This window comes from Cytophagales bacterium, assembly GCA_019456305.1.
Taxonomy (GTDB): domain Bacteria; phylum Bacteroidota; class Bacteroidia; order Cytophagales; family VRUD01; genus VRUD01.
This window is the reverse complement of sequence record VRUD01000006.1, coordinates 20,820-43,051: the sequence shown is the minus strand read 5'-3', so window position 1 is coordinate 43,051 and position 22,232 is coordinate 20,820. Positions and strand designations below refer to the sequence as shown.

The window sequence follows — 22,232 nt, the reverse complement described above, 5'->3', positions numbered from 1 at the left end:
CAGCTTACGCCTCAACAAGTTCGCCCAATTCATGCGTTAATATTTCAAGAAGTTCTTCTTTATTGTCTCTGCAGAAGAGGTGGCTGCCGTTTATTGTTATGAAGTTGAATTCTGCGGAAGTATGTTTTTTCCATGCTTTTAACTCCTTTTCCGTAAAAACCGTGTCATTTTTTCCTGCAATAGCCATGAGCGGACAGCTTAGCGGTTTGTCTTCGTAATATTTATATCTTTTACCGAGCAATATATCGGCACGCAATGACGGAAGCATCTCGTTGATCAACTCTTTGTTTTGAAGAACGGCATCGGGAATTTCCAACGATCTTAAATGGTTGATGATATTAGGGATGTTCTTTTCTTCGTAAACTTCGTCATCTTTTATAGCATCCAGGAATTTGAACGGGCTTACGAGATGTGGCGCTTTCCAGCCACCGACAATAAATTTAACCGGCTCAATTCCTTTTTCTTTTCTCAGGTATCTCGCTAATTCCAGTCCCACGCCTGCTCCGGCGCTGTGATTGTAAAAAGCGAAAGGACGGTCTAATAACGGTTCCATGGCGTCTGCCATCGCTTTGATTAGGTCAGCAACATCACTAAAGGGTTTCTCATTAGACCGTTCCTCCCTGCCGGGATATTGAATAGCACAAACCTCTATATCGTCCGGCAGCAGCTCATGCCAGCCATTGTAAGCAGAGGCGCCTCCGGCAAAATACGGCAGGCAGAACAGGCGCAGTCTCGGATCATCAACTTTTTTGGTGCGAATGATCCATTTATCCAGCTCATTGCTTTGTTCCTGTTGCTGTTCCTGTCCATTTGACTGACCTTCAAATTCACTTAATATCTGAACTGTCATCTCTTCTATTGTCGGGCCTTTCATAATGCGCATCATGGAGTAGTCAACAGATACGTTGCTTTGTATCCAGTTCCGGATCTGGTTAGCCATCAATGAATCCAGTCCATATTTTGTAACCGGTTCAATAACGTCCACTTTATCAGAAGTGGTGCCCAGTACCCTGGCAAAAGTATCTTTTAACTGATCAATTAAAATATCATATTGCTCTTCGGGGCTTGATTCAAGCAACGTTGATTTAAGCGCTCCGTCCCCGGAGCCAGCTCCTGAAGAGGCGGTTAATTTCTTTTCTTTGATAAGGTTGCCAAAACGACTTGTCTTAGCAGAATGAGGATAAAATTCTCCTATCATTTCCCAGTCAGAATCCGTTGCAACCCTTTGCACGGGGTTGTTTAACAGTATTTGCTCAAATATACTGGTTGCCTGGTCCAGGGTAAAGGCTTTCCAGCCCTGCTTGTATAATAATCCACCGACATTACCGCTTCTCGCTACAAACCCTACATCACCGATCACGCCCCAATTGATGGTCGTAGCGGGCAATCCCTGCGATCTTCTGAAAGATGAGAAATTGTCAAGGAAACTGTTGGCGCCCACATAGCTTACCTGGCCGGGATTACCATAAACAGCCGAAATCGAAGAATATGAAATGAAGTGGTCGAGATCCAGGTCTTTCGTGGCAAGATGAAGCAGCCAGCATCCCAATACTTTTGGTTTAAAGACCTTCATATAGCGTTCGTGATCTATCTCGGGTATGCCTCCGTCATCCAATACCATTGCTGCGTGTTGTATGCCGGCAACCGGGGGCATGTTATTTTTTATGTCGCTTACCACCCTGAGAACATCTTGTTTTTTAGATACATCTCCCATTGCCAGCATGACGTTCACGCCTTTTTCCCTCATTTTTTCAACTATTGCCTTTTCTTCATCTGTTTTAGGGCCGGTTCTGCTCCCCAACACGAGGTGCCTGGCTCCCTTGGTTGTCATCCAATTGGCAATTGCCAGTCCGAAACCCGAAGCACCGCCTGTGATCACGTAAGTGCGGTCTTTTTTAAATTGTATCTCTTCCGGTGGCGCTACCTTCACGTCTCCCTCCATGGAGATGATAATCTTGCCAATATGCCTGGCTCCCGCCATATATTGAAAGGCATCGGCAATCTTTAAGATAGGAAATGTCTTGATGGGATGAACGGGAAATTTATTTTTCACAAAGAAATCAATGGATTCCTGGAAAAGCTCACCGCCAAATTTTTCCTTTTGCTTGAAAAGCCGGTCAACATCCACCCCGAAATAGGATAAGTTGTTTCCGAACGGCTGCAAGCCCAGTTTGCTGTTTCTGTAAATATCTGTCTTGCCGATTTCCACGAACCTGCCATAAGGGGCTAAACACCTTACACTTTTATAGATGGCTTCTCCTGAAAGTGAGTTAAGTACAATGTCAACACCTTTGCCATCGGTAAGCTCCATGATCCGGTCGGCAAACTCCAAGGTACGTGAGTTCAATATATTTCCAGGCTTAACACCGATGCTTTCGATGTATTTTCTTTTTTCCGGGCTGCCTACTGTTGCGTAAACTTCTGCCCCTACTGCATTGGCAATATGAATTGCAGCAATGCCAACGCCTCCTGCGGCAGCATGGATAAGCACTTTTTCTCCCTTTCGCATGCGGCAATGATGTATCAGGGAATAATAAGCAGTAACATAAACCACTGGCAAGCATGCTGCCTCTTCAAAACTGATGTTTTTTGGTTTTCTAACTATATGACAGCCCTTTGGGTAAGCAAAACCGCTTAAACAAGAGGGTGCGGTAGCCATCACCTCATCACCGACCTTAACGTCTTTGACGTCTTTTCCTATAGCAGTGATAATGCCGGAACATTCAAGGCCGAAGTTCCTGCCGAAAAGGCCACCTTCAATCGCCAGATCCGGAAGCAATCCCATAGCCAGCATAATATCACGGAAGTTGAGAGTGGCAGCTTTTATTTTAACTTCTACTTCATCATCGCCAGGTACTATTCGGGGAGTTTCACGGATAATAAGATTGTCGAGCACACCGTATTCTGAAATGGAGGTAGTGTAGCTTGAACCCTCTGCCGGAACTGTTTTCATAGCCCGTTGTGCTATGCTGTCAGTCGAAATTCTCTCTAACCGGTTTATATAACGTTTCTTGCCTCTGAAAGCGATCTCATCCTCCCTGTCGTTGGCAAGGATCTCTTCTATGAATGCCTCGATCTCATCATCCTGAACAGGACTGCCAAAATCAACCAGGGTTGAGTTGAAAACCGGGAATTCATTCATAGCAACCTTACTGACGCCTCTTAGTCCCGTTTGGGAAAGGTTCAGGGTTTTGGGAGTACCACCGACAGTTTGAGCGCCACTGAAAATGATCCATATCTCAGGATTTTTCTCATAGTTTGTATCGTTCAGTTTCCTCATGATATTCATCAACGTGATTGTTGAATTCTCTTCTGAACGGATAATATTTTCAACATTGAGTTTTTTGTTATCAACGGAATCCAGACCCCACAGGAAGATAATCCCCTGGAATTTTTTCCTGCCGGCAACCAGATCAATGACCTTGTCAGTCCCTTCCTGTGCCAATGGGTCTATTTCAAACTCCGTATCACTTATTTTCTTGAAATCTTGTCCGCGTTTAATGACAAAGCATTGCTTGTCAATCGCTTTTAATCTCTTTTGTATCTTATCAGCAACACCGGTGCTGTCGGCAAATATCAGCCAGTCGGCTTCACCCAGCTTAGGCGATTCTTCTATTGTTTTATTGACCAGCTCCAATTTTTTACCGCGCGCAAGGATAACGCTTTGGCAGGAAGAGTCGTTTTTCTCAAAATCGGTGTAAACGGCCACATCGGAATATTCAAGGTTTTCCAATACCTTTTTCCACTTATCCGGGCTCATGGTCGCATGATCGGGCCGGATATTCGTATCTTCAAACAACCACCATCCTTCAGTCATGCCAAAGATGAAATCTAAGTAAACCGGTGAATTTGTTACCTCTAACATCATCAATACACCTTCTGAAGCGAGCAGTTTTTGGACATTGCCAAGCGTGGTTTTCAACTCGCGTGTTGCATGAATGACATCCGAAGCAACGATGATGTCGAAGGAGTTCAGGTCAAGTCCCTGCTCTGCAGGGTCTTTCTCAATGTCTAAGACCTTATACTGAACAAAAGGATACCTGGCAAACCTCTGTTGTGCCTTCATCATGAACATGTTGGAAATATCAGTATAAATATATTCTGTCCTTTCAGGAGGTAACAGGGGAAGGACGGCCTGGGTCATTCCGCCCGTGCCGGCACCAATTTCAAGCACCCTTATTGTTTGATCTTCGGGAATGTCTTTCAACAGCTCTGATACCGCCTTTGCCGCAATATCATTGTATTTTTTAAAGGCGAATCCCTCCACATAATATTTGACAATGGCATCCCATTGATCTTCGGGGAAAATTAAAAGTATGGGATCAACATTTCCTGTCAATACTCCTGTTAACTCAGGCCCGCAGCGGCCCAGCAAGGTTGATTCATGATGAAACTGGGGGTATTTGTTATTCAGCTCTTCCATCCATGAATTGACATCTCTTAGATCAGGAGTTTTTATTATTTCATACTTACCGGCCTCCCCTTTAACGATACCTGCATTTTTCAGGAGATGAAACATGTGGTTAAAAAGGCGATGATGCTCCTCAACTATTTCAAACTCTTTTATTAATTTCCCGGTATTGATTTTAGTTCCTGCCTTAAAAGACATACCCATCTCCTTCAAAGAATTGCAGATATATCCTATTGTGAGCTGGTATTGCTCCGGTTCGTATTGCTTGTAATATTCGTCCTGTTCTTTTCGTTTAACAATTTCTTTTATAGTTTCCTGAACGCCTTTTTTAATGGAGTTTGGTGATGGAATATATTCTCCCGGATTGCGAACCAGCTCCTGGTCTGTCCTGGTTTTCATGTTCCAGTTGAATTCATAAAACCATTTGTCTTGCTCACCACCTGCTTCTCCTCTCGAGCCCTTCAGGTATTGAGACCGGAAACCGTGAAATTCTGCAACGAGCTCTCCGTCTTCATTGAAGATCCACAATTCGCCCAAAACATATTCATCTGTCCATTCCCTTAACTTGCCATGCACATATAACTTATGCGAATTGGGTTTTTGATAGAATTTAACCCGGTCAATATGGACGGGGATATAAACTCCCATTTTTTTACTTGCATCAAATCTTTCGTTAAAAATCCCGAAAACTGTTTGAAAGCAGCTATCCAACACTCCCGGGTGGAGGTTGAACTGGAAGAATTCCGAGCGAATAGTTTCATCTACTTCTATCTCACTCAGCGCTTCCCAAAGCCCGTCACTTCTCCAAAGGTTTTTGATATTTTTGAAAGAAGGCCCCAGGTAAAGTCCACTTTCCAGCAGCTCCTCATGCATTTTTTTAACTTCCACCGGAATATTCACTCTCTTGCGGATGTCTTTAAGATCGACCTTTATGGATTTAAAATCATCTCCAATGTGATTTATTTTCCCGTTGGAGCACATCGCCCAGGAGGCATCCTGGCTCCTGGGTTTGGTATAGATGAAATAGTCGCCTCCGTCATGAGATATATCCATCTGGATATGAGGTGGCTCTCCCTCATCAGGTAAGAATAACGCACTTGTGAAATTGAGGTTTTGCAAAAATTCGAATTTTTCTCCAAAAGATGCCCGGGCTGCAGAAATGGCAAGCTCAACATGCCCTGCCCCGGGAAATACGATTGGTCCCTGAACTTTATGATCTTCAATATAGGGATAAGTTCTCTTATCTAATGTGATATCCCATAGTATGTTATTGCTTTCTCTTGCGGAAGATGTCTTGCGTGTTAAATGAGGATGTTCATAAGAACCCAACCGTTTTTTAGTTCCTTCTTCGGTTTCTATCCAATATCTCTCTTTTTGCCATGGGTATTTAGGTAATGAAACAAAATTATTATCATCGCCAAAGTATGTTTTCCAATCCACTTTGCATCCCCAGGTATGTAGTGATCCAACGGATGAAAGGAAGGTGCGTTTTTCATCTTCTTTTCTCCTCAGGGACGGGACAACCAGACCATCTTTCTTTTTAACAGAAAACAGGTCATTAATACCGATAGCATGAATAGGATGCGGGCCTAATTCAATGAATGTATCGAACCCGTCATTAATCATTTCCTCAATAGCAGTAATGAAAAGTACGGGTTTTCTGACATTATGGAACCAATACATCGAATCCAGTTTTTTGCCTTCGATCTTTTTACCTTCAACGGTTGAATAAAATGGAATTTTAGTGGCAGATGGTTTTATGCTTTTTAATGAACTAAGAAGTTCTTCTTTGAGCGGTTCCATGTGGTGACTATGGAAAGGTACTCTCACTTCTAGCATGCGATTGAAAATATCCTTTTTTTCAAGATCTTTAGCTATTTTTTCAATAACATCAGTGTCTCCTGACAGGGCTACCATGGCAGGGCCGTTCACAGCGCCAACTGAAACTTTACCTTCCAGGCCATTGATAATACCCTTAGCTTCTTCATAAGGTAATCCTACTGCCAGCATTTTTCCCTTATCTGTAGCCTTGAATTGGACACGGCTTCTGTGAAAAATCAGCATAACGGCTTGCTCAAGAGTCAATGCTCCGGAGGCATAGCCGGCCCCCACCTCTCCGATGCTATGTCCAACAACAGCGTCAGGAGTGATTCCAACTGCTTTCCACATTTCATAAAGCGCTATCTGGATCGCAAATATGGCAGGTTGAGCAATATTCGTTTCGCTGATACGTGATGTTTTTTCATCCTTATTAAGCTCTTCAATTATCGACCAATCCGCATATTTGCTGAGCATGACATCTAACTTTTTAATATTTTTCCTGAACAGGGGTTCGTTTTCCAGCAGTTGCCTGCCCATCCCCCACCATTGAGGGCCTTGTCCTGAAAAGACAAACACTATTTTGTCCTTTTTTAAGTCAGCACGCCCGGAAGAGATGCCTGTCACTGTTTCACCACTTAAAAAGACCTGTAAGTTTTCCGCTAATTCTTTTTTAGATCCGGCAACGACCGTCAAACGATTGTTGTGATGAGTGCGCCTTACTCCTGCCGAATAGCAGATATCATTCAAACTTACTTTGTTTTCCTTATCATTTAAGAAATCTATATATAATTTAGCGTAATCATTGATAGCTTCAGGACTTCTTGCAGATACGGTGAAAAGCTGCAGGTCTTTTTTCTTCCTGGTTTTGGGTTTATGATCATTGTCCGACAAACCTTCAAGGACTACATGGACATTAGAGCCGCCAAAACCGAAAGAATTTACTCCGGCAAAACGACCCTCCCTATGATTCGGCCACTTCTCTATTTTAGTTGGCACTTTTAGTTTCAGCTCTTCAAAAGGGATCTCAGGATTAGGAGTTTCATAGTGTATGTTTGGCGGAATGATCCCATGTTTCAGTGCGAGAGCCAGTTTAGTAAATCCTGCCACACCGGAAGCGGGTTCAAGGTGTCCTATATTAGATTTTATAGAGCCAATATAACAAATATCATCTCTATTTGTCCCAATAACTGTACCGATAGCTGTGGATTCGATAGGGTCTCCTACTAGTGTTCCGGTTCCGTGGGCTTCTACATATTGAACTTTATGCGGGTCAATCCCGGCATCCTTATATGCGTCTTTCAGCATTTCTGTTTGGGCATCCTGGCTGGGAACGGAGATACCCTTTGTGGCCCCATCCTGGTTGATAGCAGAACCATGGATAACTGCATAGATCCGGTCATTATCTTTCTTTGCCTGAGAGAGAGGTTTGAGAAAAACAAATCCTGCTCCTTCGCTGCGTATGTATCCGTTTGCCTTTGCATCAAAAGACCTGCATACACTATCCGGAGAGAGAAAACCACCTTTGCTGAATCCTATTTGCGGCTCGGGTTTTAATATTGCATTTACGCCTCCAGCAAAGCCAAAGTCCGATTCTCCTGACCAAATGCTCCGGCAAGCCAGATGGATTGCATGTAAAGAGGAAGAACAAGCAGTATCAATAGACAAGCTCGGCCCTTTTAAATTAAATGTATAGGAGATGCGGTTGGCCGAAATGCACAATGCTGAACCAACGTTTGTGTGTGCTCCGATGTTCACTTGCTCTAATGGTGAATTTTGAATATCACCATAATCATGAGAGGAAATACCGGTAAATACACATGTGCGTGAACCCGAAAGATCTTCGAGGCATATTCCTGCATCTTCAATGGCATGGTATGCTACTTCAAGCAGCATCCGGTGCTGAGGATCCATACGTGATGCCTCAAGGGGGGAAATGCCGAAGAATCCCGGGTCAAACTTGTCAATTTCTTTTACAAAGCCCCCTTTCTTAACATTCATTTTACCGGGCCGGTTGAAATCAGGTGCGTATAAAGCTTCAATATCCCAACGGTCTGGTGGAATATCACAAATTGCGTCTGTTTTTTCACATATAAGTTTCCAAAACTCTTCCGGAGTATTTGAACCTCCGGGAAATTTGCAGCCGATTCCTATTATGGCTATAGGGTCTCTGTTTTTGTTTTTCATATAGACCAGGTTAAATAGAAGTAATTCGTATTGTAAACTTAGTTAAAATATATGGTAATTAATTGTATCGGAATTTCAATAATTTTCACCGCAAAGACGCTATGACGCAAAGTTTAAAATTTATTATTTCTATTTTTTTCTTTGCGTCATAGCGCCTTTGCGGTGAATTATTTTTTTAATCAATTTACGAAGTTATGTTCTTTATGCAAAATGGAGTGCAAAGATACGGTTTATATTTTACTATGCAAAAAGAGATTTAAAAAGTTTTACCCCTTAAATCAAAACCTGACAAAGATCATATATAACTCCTGACAAAAATCATTTTTTAGAGGATCAATACAGGCAACCTTTGGGCATGATTTATTAAAATTCATTCATCATGAAGAAAATTTTAATGCGTGCCAGCTTATTGATCTGTATAATATTTGCTGGGATCCCTTCACTTTCACGACTTGTCGGGACAGGCTCTTCAGGACAGGCATATCTATACAAACAAGCAGCAGTAGGCAGCGGCAGTTGGCAGTCCTGCCTCCTGCTGCTGCCGCTGCCAACTCTAACTTTCGGAAACCTGTCTCCCTTTACTCCATTAGCTCAGGATCAGGGTGAAACGCTATTCAAAGATTATTGTTCCGCCTGCCATACAGTCAATGAAGGAAAACTGGTTGGTCCTGATTTGGCCAACGTCCATAAAAGGCATACAGAAGAATGGATCGTCAATTTTGTAAGATCGTCTCAAACTATGATCAAAAGCGGAGATGCTGATGCTGTTGCCCTTTTTGAGGAATTCAATAAAATAACAATGCCCGATCCGGGCATCTCTGATGAGGAAATAAAAATAATCATCGGCTATATCATCAGTCAAAGTTTCGAAGAAGCGCCCACCGAAGCAATAGCCAAACAAACAGGCGAAATAAAAGATCAGGAAACTGATTCATTAACCTATTATTTAAAAAAGGTAGCAAAAGAAAAAAAAGAACAACCCGCTGTAGAGATCACTGAAGCAAATATCCTAAACGGACAAAATCTTTTTGTGGGAATAAACCGTTTTAAAAACGGTGGCCCCTCTTGCAATTCCTGTCATCATATAAAGAATGATGCCATCCTTGCAGGAGGTGTTCTGGCAAAAGATCTGACAACAGCTTTTTCAAGGTTGAATGAAGCAGGAGTAAAAGCAATATTGAACAACACTCCATTCCTTGTTATGAAGCAGGCATATCGAAATAACCGGTTAACAGAACAGGAGATATTAGATATATCAGGATTCTTAAAATATGCCGATGAACAACATATTTACCAGCACACAAGGAATTATGGTATGGTGATGCTCTATGGAGGCATTCCCGGAGCGATCACCCTGTTAGGATTCTTTTATTTCTTCTGGTTTAACAGGAAAAAAAGAAGCGTGAATCACGAAATCTATGAGAGACAAATTAAATCAGTTGACATTTGAAAACAGTTGACAATATTCGAAACTCGAAACTCGAAATTCGAAACTCGAAAGACAATAGAACAATATCTAAAATCATAAATCGTAAATAAAAATGAGTTGGATAGAAGACATTATATCGCCACAAACACGTGAATGGGAAGAATTTTACAGGAACCGTTTTCAACACGACAGGATTGTCAGAAGCACACATGGTGTAAACTGCACCGGGGGTTGTTCCTGGCAAATACACGTTAAAGACGGTATCGTAGTATGGGAGACCCAGCAATTAGACTATCCATTATTGGAAAGTTCTCTCCCACCCTATGAACCCAGAGGTTGCCAGAGAGGTATCTCATATTCATGGTATCTGTACAGCCCATTGCGTATTAAATATCCTCTAATAAGAGGTGCATTGCTTGATGCATACAGGGAGGAGAAAGAAAAAGTGGGCGATCCCCTGAAGGCATGGGAAAACCTTCAAAACAATGACACAAAACGAAGAGCATACCAAAAAGCAAGAGGTAAGGGCGGCTTTAGGAGAGCAAGCTGGGAGGAGGCTATGGAGATCATGGCAGCGGCAAACATTTATACCGCCAAAAAATATGGTCCTGACAGGGTGTTCGGTTTCTCGCCTATTCCTGCAATGTCAATGATGAGTTATGCTTCTGGCGCCAGGTTTTTACAGTTATTTGGAGGAGTTTGCCTAAGTTTCTATGACTGGTACTGCGACCTGCCCACTGCATTTCCCGAGCTTTGGGGTGAGCAGACCGATGTGTGCGAAAGTGCCGACTGGTATAACTCCAAGATGATAGCCGATATGGGCGCATGCCTCAATATGACGAGGACTCCCGACTGCCACTTCTTTGCCGAATCACGCCATAATGGGACCAAGGCAGTGGTCTTCTCTCCAGACTTCAGCCAGGTGTGTAAATACGCTGATCAATGGGTGCCTTTGCATGCTGGAAGTGACGGTGCGTTTTGGATGGCTGTTTCACACATCATATTGAAAGAATTCCATCACGAAAAACAAACGCCTTACTTTATTGATTATGTAAAGAGATATACCGATAGTCCATACCTGGTTAAATTGGAAAAAGATGGCAAGCATTTCAAGCCTGGCAGACTGGTTCGGGCAAACACTATATCAAAATTTAAAAATATAGAAAATGGTGACTGGAAATTTTTAAATATTGATGAGAAAACCGGAAAACTGGTAATTCCTAAAGGAAGCATGGGCTTCAGGTGGGATAAAAATGGCGGCAAATGGAATATGAAGCATGAAGATGGTGAGACCGATAAGTCCTATAACCCTGTACTTACGCTCTTAAATGACAATGATGAAGTGCTGCAAACGGAATTCACTGAATTTGGCTTAGACAATCACCCGCTCAGAGGTGTTCCCGTTAAATACATCGAAACTACCAAAGGAAAAATACCCGTTGCAACCATTTACGATTTGATCATGGCACAATACGGTGTGGACAGGGGACTGGCTGGTGATTATCCAAAAGATTATAATGACAAAGATGCTGCTTACACGCCCGCCTGGCAGGAGATATTTACCGGGGTTGCTTCCAAAACCGTCCTGCAATTTGCCAGGGAATGGGCAAATACCGCCAACATTACAGAAGGCAAATGCATGATCATTGTTGGTGCAGGCATTAACCACTGGTATCACCAGAACCTGATGTATCGTGCAGGAGCTATGGCGCTGATGCTTAGCGGATGTGTAGGCAAAAACGGAGGGGGCTTGAATCACTACGTGGGACAGGAAAAACTGGCACCGATGGATTCATGGAGCAGCATTGCTTTTGCCAAGGACTGGCTGGATACGATCCGTTTGCAGCAGGCACCTCTCTGGCATTATATCAACACCTGCCAATACCGGTATGATGGGCAGTTCTCAAAGTATAATACCGTTCCCGATAATAAATGGACAAAACAGCACACGGCTGACACCATCTATCAATCGGTGCGAATGGGATGGATGCCTTTTTATCCGCAATTCAATCAAAATACACTTGAGCTGTGCAAGGAGGCAATCAGTAACGGGGCAAAAGATGATGAGGGAATAAAAAAATATGTGCTCGAAAAATTAAAATCAAAAAAGCTGAAATATTCCGTAAGCGACCCGGAGGCAGAAGAGAACTTCCCAAGAGTATGGTACATCTGGAGGGGAAATGCCATTATGGGAAGTATGAAAGGACATGAATATTGTTTGAAACATTATTTAGGCACACATTCCAACGCTATTGCCAAAGATGCTGATGAGCACACCAAAGAAGTGAAATGGCACGAGGTCGCTCCGAAAGGAAAGATGGACCTTGTAGTGGATCTCAATTTCCGTATGGACTCCTCTGCACTGTACTCTGATATTGTCTTGCCTGCCGCTTCATGGTATGAAAAAGCAGATCTGAACAGCACTGACCTGCATTCATTCATTCATCCTTTAGGGCAGGCAGTTGCCCCGGTTTGGGAATCCAAGACTGACTGGGATATTTTTAAACTTCTTGCCAAGGTAACCAGTGAGCTTGCCAAACAGCATCTTGCTGAGCCGCAGAAAGATATTATTTCAGCCCCCCTGGCACATGATACCGCAGATGAAATAACCCAGCCCGAAATTAAAGACTGGTACAAAGGAGAGTGTGAAGCCATACCCGGCAAAACAACGCACAAGCTGGCAATAGTTGACAGGGATTATACTCAAATATATGAGAAGTACATCACTTTGGGAGACAATATCAGGAAAAAAGGACTTGGAGCACATGGCAACCATTATATGTGCGAAGGGGAATATGATGAGATGATAGAGTCCAACCATTTCCCCGTGAGAAAGTTTAACGGAAAAACCCTGCCTTCTATTGAAGAAGACGAATGGGCTTGCAATGCTGTACTGCATTTATCTTCATTAACCAATGGGGAATTGACTGTTAGGGCTTACAAAAACATGGAGAAGAAAACCGGCATGGCGCTGGCAGATTTAGCAGAAGGAAGCAAGGACGTTAAAATCAGGTATGCCGACCTGCTGGCTCAGCCGAGAAGGTACAATACTTCCCCGCTTTGGTCAGGATTGATGAATGACGGCAGGGCTTATGCTGCTTATACTTATAATGTAGAAAGATTGGTTCCCTGGAGAACATTAACGGGACGGCAGCATTTTTACCTCGATCATGAAATGTATATCGCCTATGGTGAGCACCTGCCTACTTACAAGCCATCCCCCAAACCGGAAGTTTATGGCGAGTTCAGGGAAACATTGAAAAACGGGAAAGCAAAAGTGCTCAACTGCCTTACCCCTCACGGTAAATGGCATATCCATTCCACTTACATGGAAAACCTGAGGATGCTCACTCTCTCTAGAGGCTGCGAACCCTGCTGGATCAGTGAAGTGGACGCTGAAGAATTGGGCATTAAAGACAACGATTGGGTGGAAGTATATAATGACCACGGAGTATATTGCACCAGGGCGGTAGTGAGTTCAAGGATACCACGAGGCGTGTGCATCGTTTATCACGTTCCTGAAAGAACGGTGGGGATACCCAAATCGCAGGTAAGGGGTAATAAACGTGCAGGCGGGCACAACAGCTTTACCCGCATCCACCTGAAACCCAATTATTTATGCGGAGGTTACGGGCAGTTCAGCTATCACTTTAATTACTGGGGGCCTGTGGCTCCCCAACGGGATACGCATGTGATCGTTAAGAAAATGGAGAAGTTGGTTTGGTGATCATAGTAGCTCAACATTTATGTTGAGGCAATAGACAATAGACAATACATAATACATAATATCTAATATCTAATTATTCTAAATTGTAAATAATCATGGACATCAGATCTCAAATATCAATGGTCTTTCACCTGGACAAATGCATCGGCTGCCATACCTGCTCAATTGCCTGTAAAAATATCTGGACAGACAGGAAAGGAGCCGAATACCAATGGTGGAACAACGTAGAAACAAAACCGGGCACTGGCTATCCTACAAAGTGGGAGAACCAGGACATCTATAAAGGTGGCTGGGAAAAGAAAAACGGCAGTATTGGCCTTAAAGGAGCAGGTAAGAAAAAGGGGCTGCTGAACATATTCCATAACCCACACCTGCCCGTGATAGATGATTATTATGAACCCTTCACCTATAAATATCTTGACCTGATAGAGTCTCCCGAAAAAGACGACCAGCCCACGGCCCGTCCCATATCCCTAATAACGGGTAAACCAATTGATATTAAAATGGGCCCCAACTGGGATGATGACTTGAGCGGAACTCCTGATTATGCGCGTAATGACCCCAATTTAAAACACCTTTCCCCGGCAGAACGTGAAGCAATGTTCCAACTGGAACGTATGGCATTCTTCTACCTGCCGAGAATCTGTAACCATTGTCTTAATCCTGCATGTATAGCTTCCTGCCCTTCAGGAGCTATTTACAAGAGAGGAGAGGACGGTGTTGTATTGATTAATCAAAAAGTTTGCCGTGCCTGGAGGATGTGCATAACTGCCTGCCCTTATAAAAAAACATATTACAACTGGCATACCGGTAAATCAGAGAAATGTATTCTTTGTTATCCCCGTATAGAAGCCGGGTATGCACCTGCCTGTATGCATTCCTGTGTCGGGAGGATAAGGTACCTGGGTGTGATATTATACGATGCTGATAAAATACAGGAAACTGCCTCTGAAGATTGTAAGGACCTCGTTGATCGTCAGTTAGAACTACTTTTAGACCCATTTGATCCTAAGGTGATTGAGGCAGCTAAGAAAAATGGTGTTGCTGACTCTACCATTAAAGCAGCCCAATATTCACCTGTATACAAGTTTGTAAAAAAGTGGGGTTTAGCGCTGCCCCTGCATCCTGAGTTCCGAACGCTGCCGATGTTATTCTATGTACCGCCCATGTTACCGGTCATGGCAACATTGAGCGAAGCAAACAATACTGAGCAGGCAAAGAAAATGGACCCTATTGCCAAATTCTGGAATGACAACTGGCTTTATGACACCAGTACGCAGGAATTGTGGGGAACTATTGAACAGGCAAGATTCCCGTTAAAATACATGGCAAGCTTATTTAGTGCCGGTGATGAAGATAAAATTAAAAATGTTCTCAAAAAGCTACTTGCCGTGAGAATTCATCGCAGGCGAAAAACCGTAGGAGATATTTCTGACGAAAAAGCGGAAACGGTTCTGAAAGATGTAGGGTTGACTGCTGAAACGGCTGATGACATTTATTACCTCACATCACTTGCAAAATTTGATGATCGCTTTGTAATACCTGCAGCCCATCGCGAACAGGCAATAGAGATGCTTGAATTTACAGGCGATACAAAAGGATCTGTTGGATTTGGATTTAAGGAAAAACCGGCAAGAGGAGTTTGAAAAAGTAGGCAGTAGGCAGTAAGCAGTATGCAGAAACCAGAAACCAGAAACCAGTAACCAGTAACAATGAAACAATTAATATCAATTGATCACTACCAAAAACTTGCAGGCTTATTTTATTATCCTGATTTGGCTTTCCCTGAAAGGGTGAAACAAATACAGCAATTTCTTGATAAGCATTATCCGCCAGCAGGTGCAGAGCTTAGAGGATTTACGGATTTTACTTCCAAAGCTACCTTGAAAGAGATGGAAGAGTTGTTCACCCGTTCATTTGATGTGCAGGCAACTACTACGCTTGACATAGGATATTTGCTCTTTGGAGATGATTATAAACGCGCTGAACTACTTGTGAACCTAAACAGGGAACACAACGAGGTTGGCAATGATTGCCATCATGAACTGTCTGATCATCTTCCTAATGTGTTGCGTTTGCTTCCAAAAATGAAAAAACAGGAGCTTGTTGAAGAGTTGGCAGATAAGGTGGTCGGACATGCATTGAGAAAAATGATCGGTGAATTTGACCCTGAAAAATTAAAAGAAAAAAATAAAGTATATAAAAGGCACCACAAAACATTGATCGAAAGGTCTGAAAAATATGGCGCTATTTATCAAAAGCCGCTTTTGGCGCTATACAAAGTTTTGCAGCAAGATTTTAAAATAGACCTAAAACCGGAGCAGACTCCTGATTTTTTGAAATCTATAGGAACCGAGATGGAAATTGATTAACAATTAATTTTTAAAATTATGAATGCTATAGACAACTTTCTTTTTGTTGCACTACCTTACATAGCCTTGGCAGTTTTTCTGGTTGGCTCGATATACAGGTATCGCTCAACAAGTTTCAAATTTTCATCCTTATCCTCACAATTCCTGGAGGGAAGGAGATTATTCTGGGGATCAATTCCGTTTCACTGGGGAATACTGTTTCTCTTTTTCGGGCATTTGACTGCATTTTTAATCCCCCAGGGAGTACTGGCATGGAACAGCCATCCCTTACGTTTGATCATACTTGAAGTAACCGCCTTTATTTTTGCAATAAGCGTATTGACAGGATTGGTAAATCTTATTATCCGGAGGACTACGCATCCCCGCCTGAAGGTGGTTTCCAATTATATGGATATAGTGATCTTGTTGCTGCTGCTTCTGGAGGTAGTTACCGGTCTGGGGATTGCTTATGGACTCAGGTGGGGATCTTCATGGTTTGCTGCCGTGCTTACCCCTTATCTGCGTTCAGTTTTTGTGTTACAACCAGAGATTGAAGCTGTAAGCGCTATGCCCTGGCCTGTAAAATTACATATAGCAGGCGCTTTTACGATCGTACTGTTGATCCCTTTTTCAAGGTTGGTACATTTTTTAGTTCCGCCTATTAATTATGCATGGCGCTCCTACCAGGTTGTAATTTGGTATTGGGGAAGAAAGAAAGTACGTAACCCTAAAACAGCATGGACAATGACACAGCCTAAAAATACCTGATACTGGTAGCTGGGTGCTGGCTGCTATTGTAACGAAGTACAGAAGCCAGAAACCAGAAACCAGTAACCAGAAACCAGTAACAGTGGAATCACAAGTAACTCCTAAAGCCCATAAAATATTATTCTTCAACACCTTTGCCTTTACTATATGCTTTGCCTGCTGGATGTTGAATGGCGTATTGGTGACCTTCCTGGTTGAGAACCAGGTCTTTGACTGGGGGCCTGTGGAAATTGGATGGTTAATGGGCATCCCCGTATTAACGGGAGCTCTTTTCAGGTTGCCTGCAGGGTTGCTTACCGACAGGTTTGGCGGCAGGCCTGTTTATTCGCTTTTATTGGTTTTTTGCTCCATCCCAATGTTTTTGCTTTCCTATGCTAACAGTTTTACGAGTTTTGCATTATGCAGCCTTGGTTTTGGGTTAACAGGAATCAGCTTTGCCATTGGCATTGCTTATACGTCCTATTGGTATCCCAAAAATTGGCAAGGAACAGCTCTTGGTATCTTTGGTGCAGGAAATGCCGGAGCAGCATTAACTACTCTTTTTGCTCCAACACTCCTTAATAACTTAACAGATAATGGAACAGATCTGGAAGCCTGGAGAACTTTACCCCAAATTTATGCAAGCGTTTTGTTACTAACGGGAATATTATTTTTCCTATTTACCACTAATAAAAAACCAGAGACCAGTCAAAAAACTTTAAAAAGCCAGTTAGCTCCTTTGAAAAACATCAGGGTATGGAGGTTTGGATTATATTATTTCCTTGTGTTCGGGATGTTCGTTTCATTCTCCCAATGGCTTGTTCCGTACTTTGTAAATGTTTACTACCTCCCGTTGGTTACAGCCGGTATTCTTGCTGCTCTTTTCAGCTTTCCGTCAGGTGTGATCCGGGCTTTGGGCGGATGGATGTCAGATAGATGGGGAGCCCGGTCTGTAATGTATTGGGTATTGCTATCATCCGTAATTATCTGCTTAATGATGAGTGTTCCCAAGATGGATGTTTCAACACCCGGCAATGGTGTTATGGCTAAAGGAAAAGGTAAAATAACCTTAGTTACTGAAACACTAATAAAAGTAGGAGAAAAGGAATATTTAATTATTCAAAGGCCGCCAGAGGTTCAGGAGGATTTAGATGAATTCCACATTTTCCCTGTAAAAAAGATGTGGCAGATCCCTGTAGTAAAGGTTGGTCAGGAGGTTAAGAGAAAAGAACTTTTAGCGAAAGGGGAAACACATATCATGTTCCAGGCGAACGTTTGGATATTTGCCATTCTCGCCATTATTATTGGCAGCATCTGGGGTATAGGCAAAGCCGGTGTATATAAACACATTCCTGACTATTTTCCTGAAGAAGTTGGTGTAGTAGGCGGGATGGTTGGCTTGTTAGGTGGGTTAGGGGGCTTTTTCGGCCCTGTGATATTTGGTTACCTTTTGAAAGGAACCGGCCTTTGGACCTCATGCTGGATGTTTATGCTTCTGCTGTCAGCTCTTTGTCTGTGGTGGATGCAACGCGTGATACAGAAGATGATGTACAAAGAAGTGCCTGAACTGATGAGGGAAATTGAAGCTAAGGATTAATCAATTTGTAGAGACGTTGCATGCAACGTCTCTACAAATTTGTAACTAAAAACTAACAACAAAAAACTAAAATCATGGCTAAAGTAAATATTGAAAAATGGGACGTTGAAGATGAACACTTCTGGGAATCCACAGGAAAAAAAATAGCAACAAAAAATCTATTGATATCTATTCCTGCATTATTATTAGCATTTGCTGTATGGATCATGTGGGGCATTATTGCTACACAATTAAAAAAGTATGGATATAACTTTGGTATGATCACGGATGGCATGAGTCCCGATCAAATTACTGAAAAATTAAAAGAGATAAATTCGTTGTACTATACTTTGCCTGCAATTGCCGGACTTGCCGGAGCAACGCTGCGCATTCCTAACTCATTTCTGATTGCAATTGGGGGTGGACGTAACGTTATTTTCGTAACAACCTCTTTATTAATAATGCCGGTTATGGGTGTTGGTTTTGCTTTACAGGACATAAATACATCCTATATGACATTTGCAATATATGCAGTGCTTTCAGGTTTTGGAGGCGGAAACTTTGCATCTTCCATGAGTAATATTAGTTATTTCTTTCCTAAGAAAGTTCAGGGTACATCACTTGGGTTAAATGCAGGAATTGGCAATCTCGGTGTCGGTATTATGCAAAAAACCATCCCATGGGTTACTGGTATATTCATATTTAGCGCTATTGGAGAGGGTGGCAAGAAAATAATAGGGGAAGCATTAAGTGGAGTTCAAAATGCCGGATGGGTATGGGTTCCGGTGTTAATAATATCGGCAATCGCTGCCTTTTTCGGGATGAATAATGTTGTAACAGGTACACCCAAACTTCCAGGTACAGTTCAGGGCATAGGTAAAACCTTATTTTTAATTATGTTGGGCCTTATCTCGGCATTTACCGGTGCATATTTGTTGGTGGGCTTGGGTATTAACATGTGGATAGTATTACCTGTCGTTGTTATACTTACCGTTATGTTAATGAAATATTTGTCTCCCGGAGAGATAAAGGAAAGCTTAAAGAAACAGTTTTCAATTTTCAGTGAAAAGCATAACTGGGTAATGACCATAATCTATACAATGACCTTTGGTTCTTTTATCGGTTTCTCTGCAGCATTCCCTAAGCTTTGCCAGGATGTGTTTGTTTACTCAAATTCTGCTGACCCTACCTATATTAATCCAAACGCACCCAACTTTCTCGCTTGGGTATTTATTGGTCCGGCATTAGGAGCATTGGTTCGCCCGGTAGGCGGCTGGTTATCAGATAAAACAGGCAGCGGTTCAAGAGTTACCGCTTATAGTACTGGCGCTCAGATAATAGCTGCTCTGGCTGTTGCCTACTTCGTTTTACAAGCAAAAGAAAGTGCAACCCCCGAAACGTACTGGTGGCCGTTTTTTGGCTGTTTTATGATCTTGTTCATTACAACAGGCATTGGAAATGGATCAACATTTAGAAGCATACCCTATATCTTTAGTAAAGAACAAGCAGGACCTGTTCTAGGCTGGACATCTGCCATTGCTGCTTATGGCGCTTTTATTATTCCCAAGGTCTTCGGACAGCAGATACAGGCCGGTACTCCTGAATTAGCTTTGTATGGTTTTGCAATGTATTATGTCATTTGCCTGATATTAAATTGGTGGTATTATGATAGAAAAAATTCCGGAATTGATTGTTAATACAAATTTATGAAAAACTTTATAACAAACAAACAAATAACATATAACAAATTCATAAAGTTTATCAAAACAAGTATTGTTGCTGTAATATTGGCAATACCTGTTGCAGCAACTTATGGGCAGTTTACATTAACAGGTGAGATCAGGCCGCGTACAGAATACCGCCACGGCTACAAAGCCCTTGCAGATTCTGCTCAGGATGCTGCCTTCTTTACCGATCAAAGAACCAGGTTGAATTTAAATTACAAGGATGAAAATTTCAAAGTTGGTATAACAATCCAGGATGTAAGAACCTGGGGCAGTCAAAAGCAATTAAATGTCGCAGATGGTTTGATCTCAATTCACCAGGCATGGGCAGAAGTCTTATTTTCTGATAAATTCTCTTTGAAAGCAGGCAGGCAGGAATTGGTGTATGATGACCATAGAATTTTTGGAGATGTAGGATGGGTGCAACAGGCAAGAAGCCATGATCTGGCATTGTTTAAATATAACGGTTTTATCAAAGCACATTTAGGGTTAGCTTATAACCAGGACGAATCTGCTTCTGCAGGCAATTTTTATACCGTAGCAAATTATAAAGTAATGCAATTTTTATGGCTGCACAAATCATTTGATTCTTTAAATACTAAGGTAGGCTTTTTGTTTTTGAATAATGGTTTGCAGGGAACAAAAATAACCCAAATTGATTCTTTAAATTATGACACAACTAATCAAGTTAATTTTAGCCAGACAATAGGCCCGAGGATTTCATATAAAAAAGATAAGTTAGCTGCAAATGGAGCCTTCTACTACCAAATGGGTAAAGGTGGAAAAGGTGCAGGGCAAAATATTAGCGCTTACGACTTACAATTAGATGTATCCTATAAAATTATAGATAAATTGACTTTAACTGCCGGTTTTGAATTATTATCCGGAACCAGCCAAACCGACACAAGCAATAAAGTTAACAACTCATTCACCCCTTTCTATGGCACCAATCATAAATTTAACGGCTACATGGATTATTTCTATGTTGGGAACCATATTGGCAGTGTGGGTTTACAAGATATTTTTTTTAAGGCAAAATATAAAACAAATAAGTATTTTCTGGGCGCTGACCTGCATTTTTTCTCTGCTGCTGCCGATATACTTGACAGTAAGGAGTTAGCAAACAGCGGTAAATATACTGCAATGAAGGTAGGTCTGGGTACTGAAATTGACCTTACCGCTGGATATATTATTGCCAAAAGCGTAGTTCTAAAAGCCGGTTATTCTCAAATGTTTGGGACCAATTCTCTTGTTGCATTAAAAGGTGGAAAAACCAATGTGATCAGTAACTGGGGCTGGGTGATGCTGGTGGTGAACCCTCACTTCAAAATCTGACGAATATCATAGTTTGTTAGTTGACGCTGTGGATATTTGCATAAGAATCATTGGTAAGCGTTCACAGTAAAGATTATTTTCTCGCAAAGCCGCAAAGAACGCAAAGTTTTTTTTATTTTTTTTTCTTTGCGCCCTTTAAACCCTTTGCGGCTTTGCGAGAAGTTTTATTGCGTCTTTTGACACTGTGAACGGTTACAATCATTGTAACTAATCAACCGAATATTTCAAAAATGAAACATGTACCTGACAAATCAAACTTAAAAAATCTCAACAATATTGATCCTCTGAAAAAGATGGTTGAAAAGCAAACGGAGCAGGAAGAATTTTCGCCCATGGATCCGCCTGATGCGTATTCACCACCCAATGATGAAGCCGTGCCGTATGAGGAAATGCCTCCTTTCCTGCAGAAGCTAATGAGTGAGCATAAAGTATGTTCAAATGAATTAAAAGAATTTGAAGAAATACTGACACAAATTCAGAAAAAGGGAATTAATAAAGAAGTTAACTACGGATTAGCTGAATTTTTTAAATTACTGGATAACAAAAAATTACATCACAATACAAAAGAGGAAAAAATTTTATTTCCCTTATTAAACAAACGACTCATTGAAAAAGGGGAACACAGTAAGGGGCTTTTCCATAAAACTGCTGTGGATATGCTGGAAGATGATCACAGTAAAATATTGCAGCTTGCTGCTGTAACATTTAACTTTTTTGGATTAGCTGCACGCCTTCCGGATCATACATCACGTGTTGTAGTGTTGGATGCCGCCATAGAACAGGGCAAGGCCTTGGTAGAATTGATACACTTACATATTTTCCGTGAAGACACAATCGTCTTCTCGCTTGCACATAAATATATTACACAGAGTGAATTTGATGAGATGGAGGAGCAATTGCCGCGGTTTGATCATTATTAATAATACT

At 41.9% G+C, this 22,232-nt stretch carries 10 protein-coding genes; 9 read left to right on the top strand and 1 reads right to left on the bottom strand.

Annotation, left to right across the window (positions count from 1 at the left end):
* Positions 1-4 precede the first annotated feature (4 nt).
* Positions 5-8,416: an SDR family NAD(P)-dependent oxidoreductase gene (locus FVQ77_02205; protein ID MBW8049153.1), complete on the bottom strand. Its 8,412-nt coding sequence runs from the start codon at positions 8,414-8,416 to the stop codon at positions 5-7.
* Between the two features lie 379 nt (positions 8,417-8,795).
* Here FVQ77_02205 and FVQ77_02200 point away from each other — a divergent pair, with 379 nt between their 5' ends.
* The 9 genes from FVQ77_02200 (at position 8,796) to FVQ77_02160 (ending at position 22,225) form a co-directional block, all read left to right on the top strand.
* Positions 8,796-9,866 (top strand): cytochrome c, encoded by a 1,071-nt coding sequence (locus FVQ77_02200; GenBank protein ID MBW8049152.1) that lies wholly within the window; start codon positions 8,796-8,798, stop codon positions 9,864-9,866.
* 91 nt (positions 9,867-9,957) lie between these two features.
* A complete protein-coding gene (locus FVQ77_02195) occupies positions 9,958-13,572 on the top strand; it encodes a nitrate reductase subunit alpha (protein ID MBW8049151.1) in 3,615 nt (1,204 codons plus the stop codon).
* Between the two features lie 95 nt (positions 13,573-13,667).
* Complete coding sequence (gene narH / locus FVQ77_02190; GenBank protein MBW8049150.1) at positions 13,668-15,218, top strand: nitrate reductase subunit beta; 1,551 nt, start codon at positions 13,668-13,670, stop codon at positions 15,216-15,218.
* A gap of 66 nt (positions 15,219-15,284) precedes the next feature.
* Positions 15,285-15,944 (top strand): hypothetical protein, encoded by a 660-nt coding sequence (locus tag FVQ77_02185; GenBank protein MBW8049149.1) that lies wholly within the window; start codon positions 15,285-15,287, stop codon positions 15,942-15,944.
* 18 nt (positions 15,945-15,962) lie between these two features.
* Positions 15,963-16,691, top strand: coding sequence for a respiratory nitrate reductase subunit gamma (gene narI, locus FVQ77_02180; protein MBW8049148.1), 729 nt, complete (start codon positions 15,963-15,965; stop codon positions 16,689-16,691).
* An 82-nt stretch (positions 16,692-16,773) separates the two neighbouring features.
* A complete protein-coding gene (locus tag FVQ77_02175) occupies positions 16,774-18,267 on the top strand; it encodes a NarK/NasA family nitrate transporter (GenBank protein MBW8049147.1) in 1,494 nt (497 codons plus the stop codon).
* Positions 18,268-18,341: 74 nt separating this feature from the next.
* Complete coding sequence (locus FVQ77_02170; GenBank protein ID MBW8049146.1) at positions 18,342-19,943, top strand: NarK/NasA family nitrate transporter; 1,602 nt, start codon at positions 18,342-18,344, stop codon at positions 19,941-19,943.
* Positions 19,944-19,952: 9 nt separating this feature from the next.
* Positions 19,953-21,305 carry a hypothetical protein gene (locus FVQ77_02165; protein MBW8049145.1) on the top strand — a complete coding sequence of 451 codons (1,353 nt, stop codon included), beginning with the start codon at positions 19,953-19,955 and terminating at the stop codon, positions 21,303-21,305.
* Positions 21,306-21,535: 230 nt separating this feature from the next.
* Positions 21,536-22,225, top strand: a complete 690-nt coding sequence (locus tag FVQ77_02160; protein ID MBW8049144.1) for a hemerythrin domain-containing protein — start codon at positions 21,536-21,538, stop codon at positions 22,223-22,225.
* The last annotated feature ends 7 nt before the right edge of the window (positions 22,226-22,232 follow it).

Excerpts from the sequence above, each read along its gene's own strand:
- FVQ77_02185 (MBW8049149.1), top strand. The coding sequence starts at position 15,285 with ATGAAACAATTAATATCAATTGATCACTACCAAAAACTTGCAGGCTTA.
- FVQ77_02200 (MBW8049152.1), top strand. The coding sequence starts at position 8,796 with ATGAAGAAAATTTTAATGCGTGCCAGCTTATTGATCTGTATAATATTT.
- FVQ77_02195 (MBW8049151.1), top strand. The coding sequence starts at position 9,958 with ATGAGTTGGATAGAAGACATTATATCGCCACAAACACGTGAATGGGAA.
- FVQ77_02170 (MBW8049146.1), top strand. The coding sequence starts at position 18,342 with ATGGCTAAAGTAAATATTGAAAAATGGGACGTTGAAGATGAACACTTC.
- FVQ77_02160 (MBW8049144.1), top strand. The coding sequence starts at position 21,536 with ATGAAACATGTACCTGACAAATCAAACTTAAAAAATCTCAACAATATT.
- narI (MBW8049148.1), top strand. The coding sequence starts at position 15,963 with ATGAATGCTATAGACAACTTTCTTTTTGTTGCACTACCTTACATAGCC.
- FVQ77_02165 (MBW8049145.1), top strand. The coding sequence starts at position 19,953 with ATGAAAAACTTTATAACAAACAAACAAATAACATATAACAAATTCATA.
- narH (MBW8049150.1), top strand. The coding sequence starts at position 13,668 with ATGGACATCAGATCTCAAATATCAATGGTCTTTCACCTGGACAAATGC.
- FVQ77_02205 (MBW8049153.1), bottom strand. The coding sequence starts at position 8,416 with ATGAAAAACAAAAACAGAGACCCTATAGCCATAATAGGAATCGGCTGC.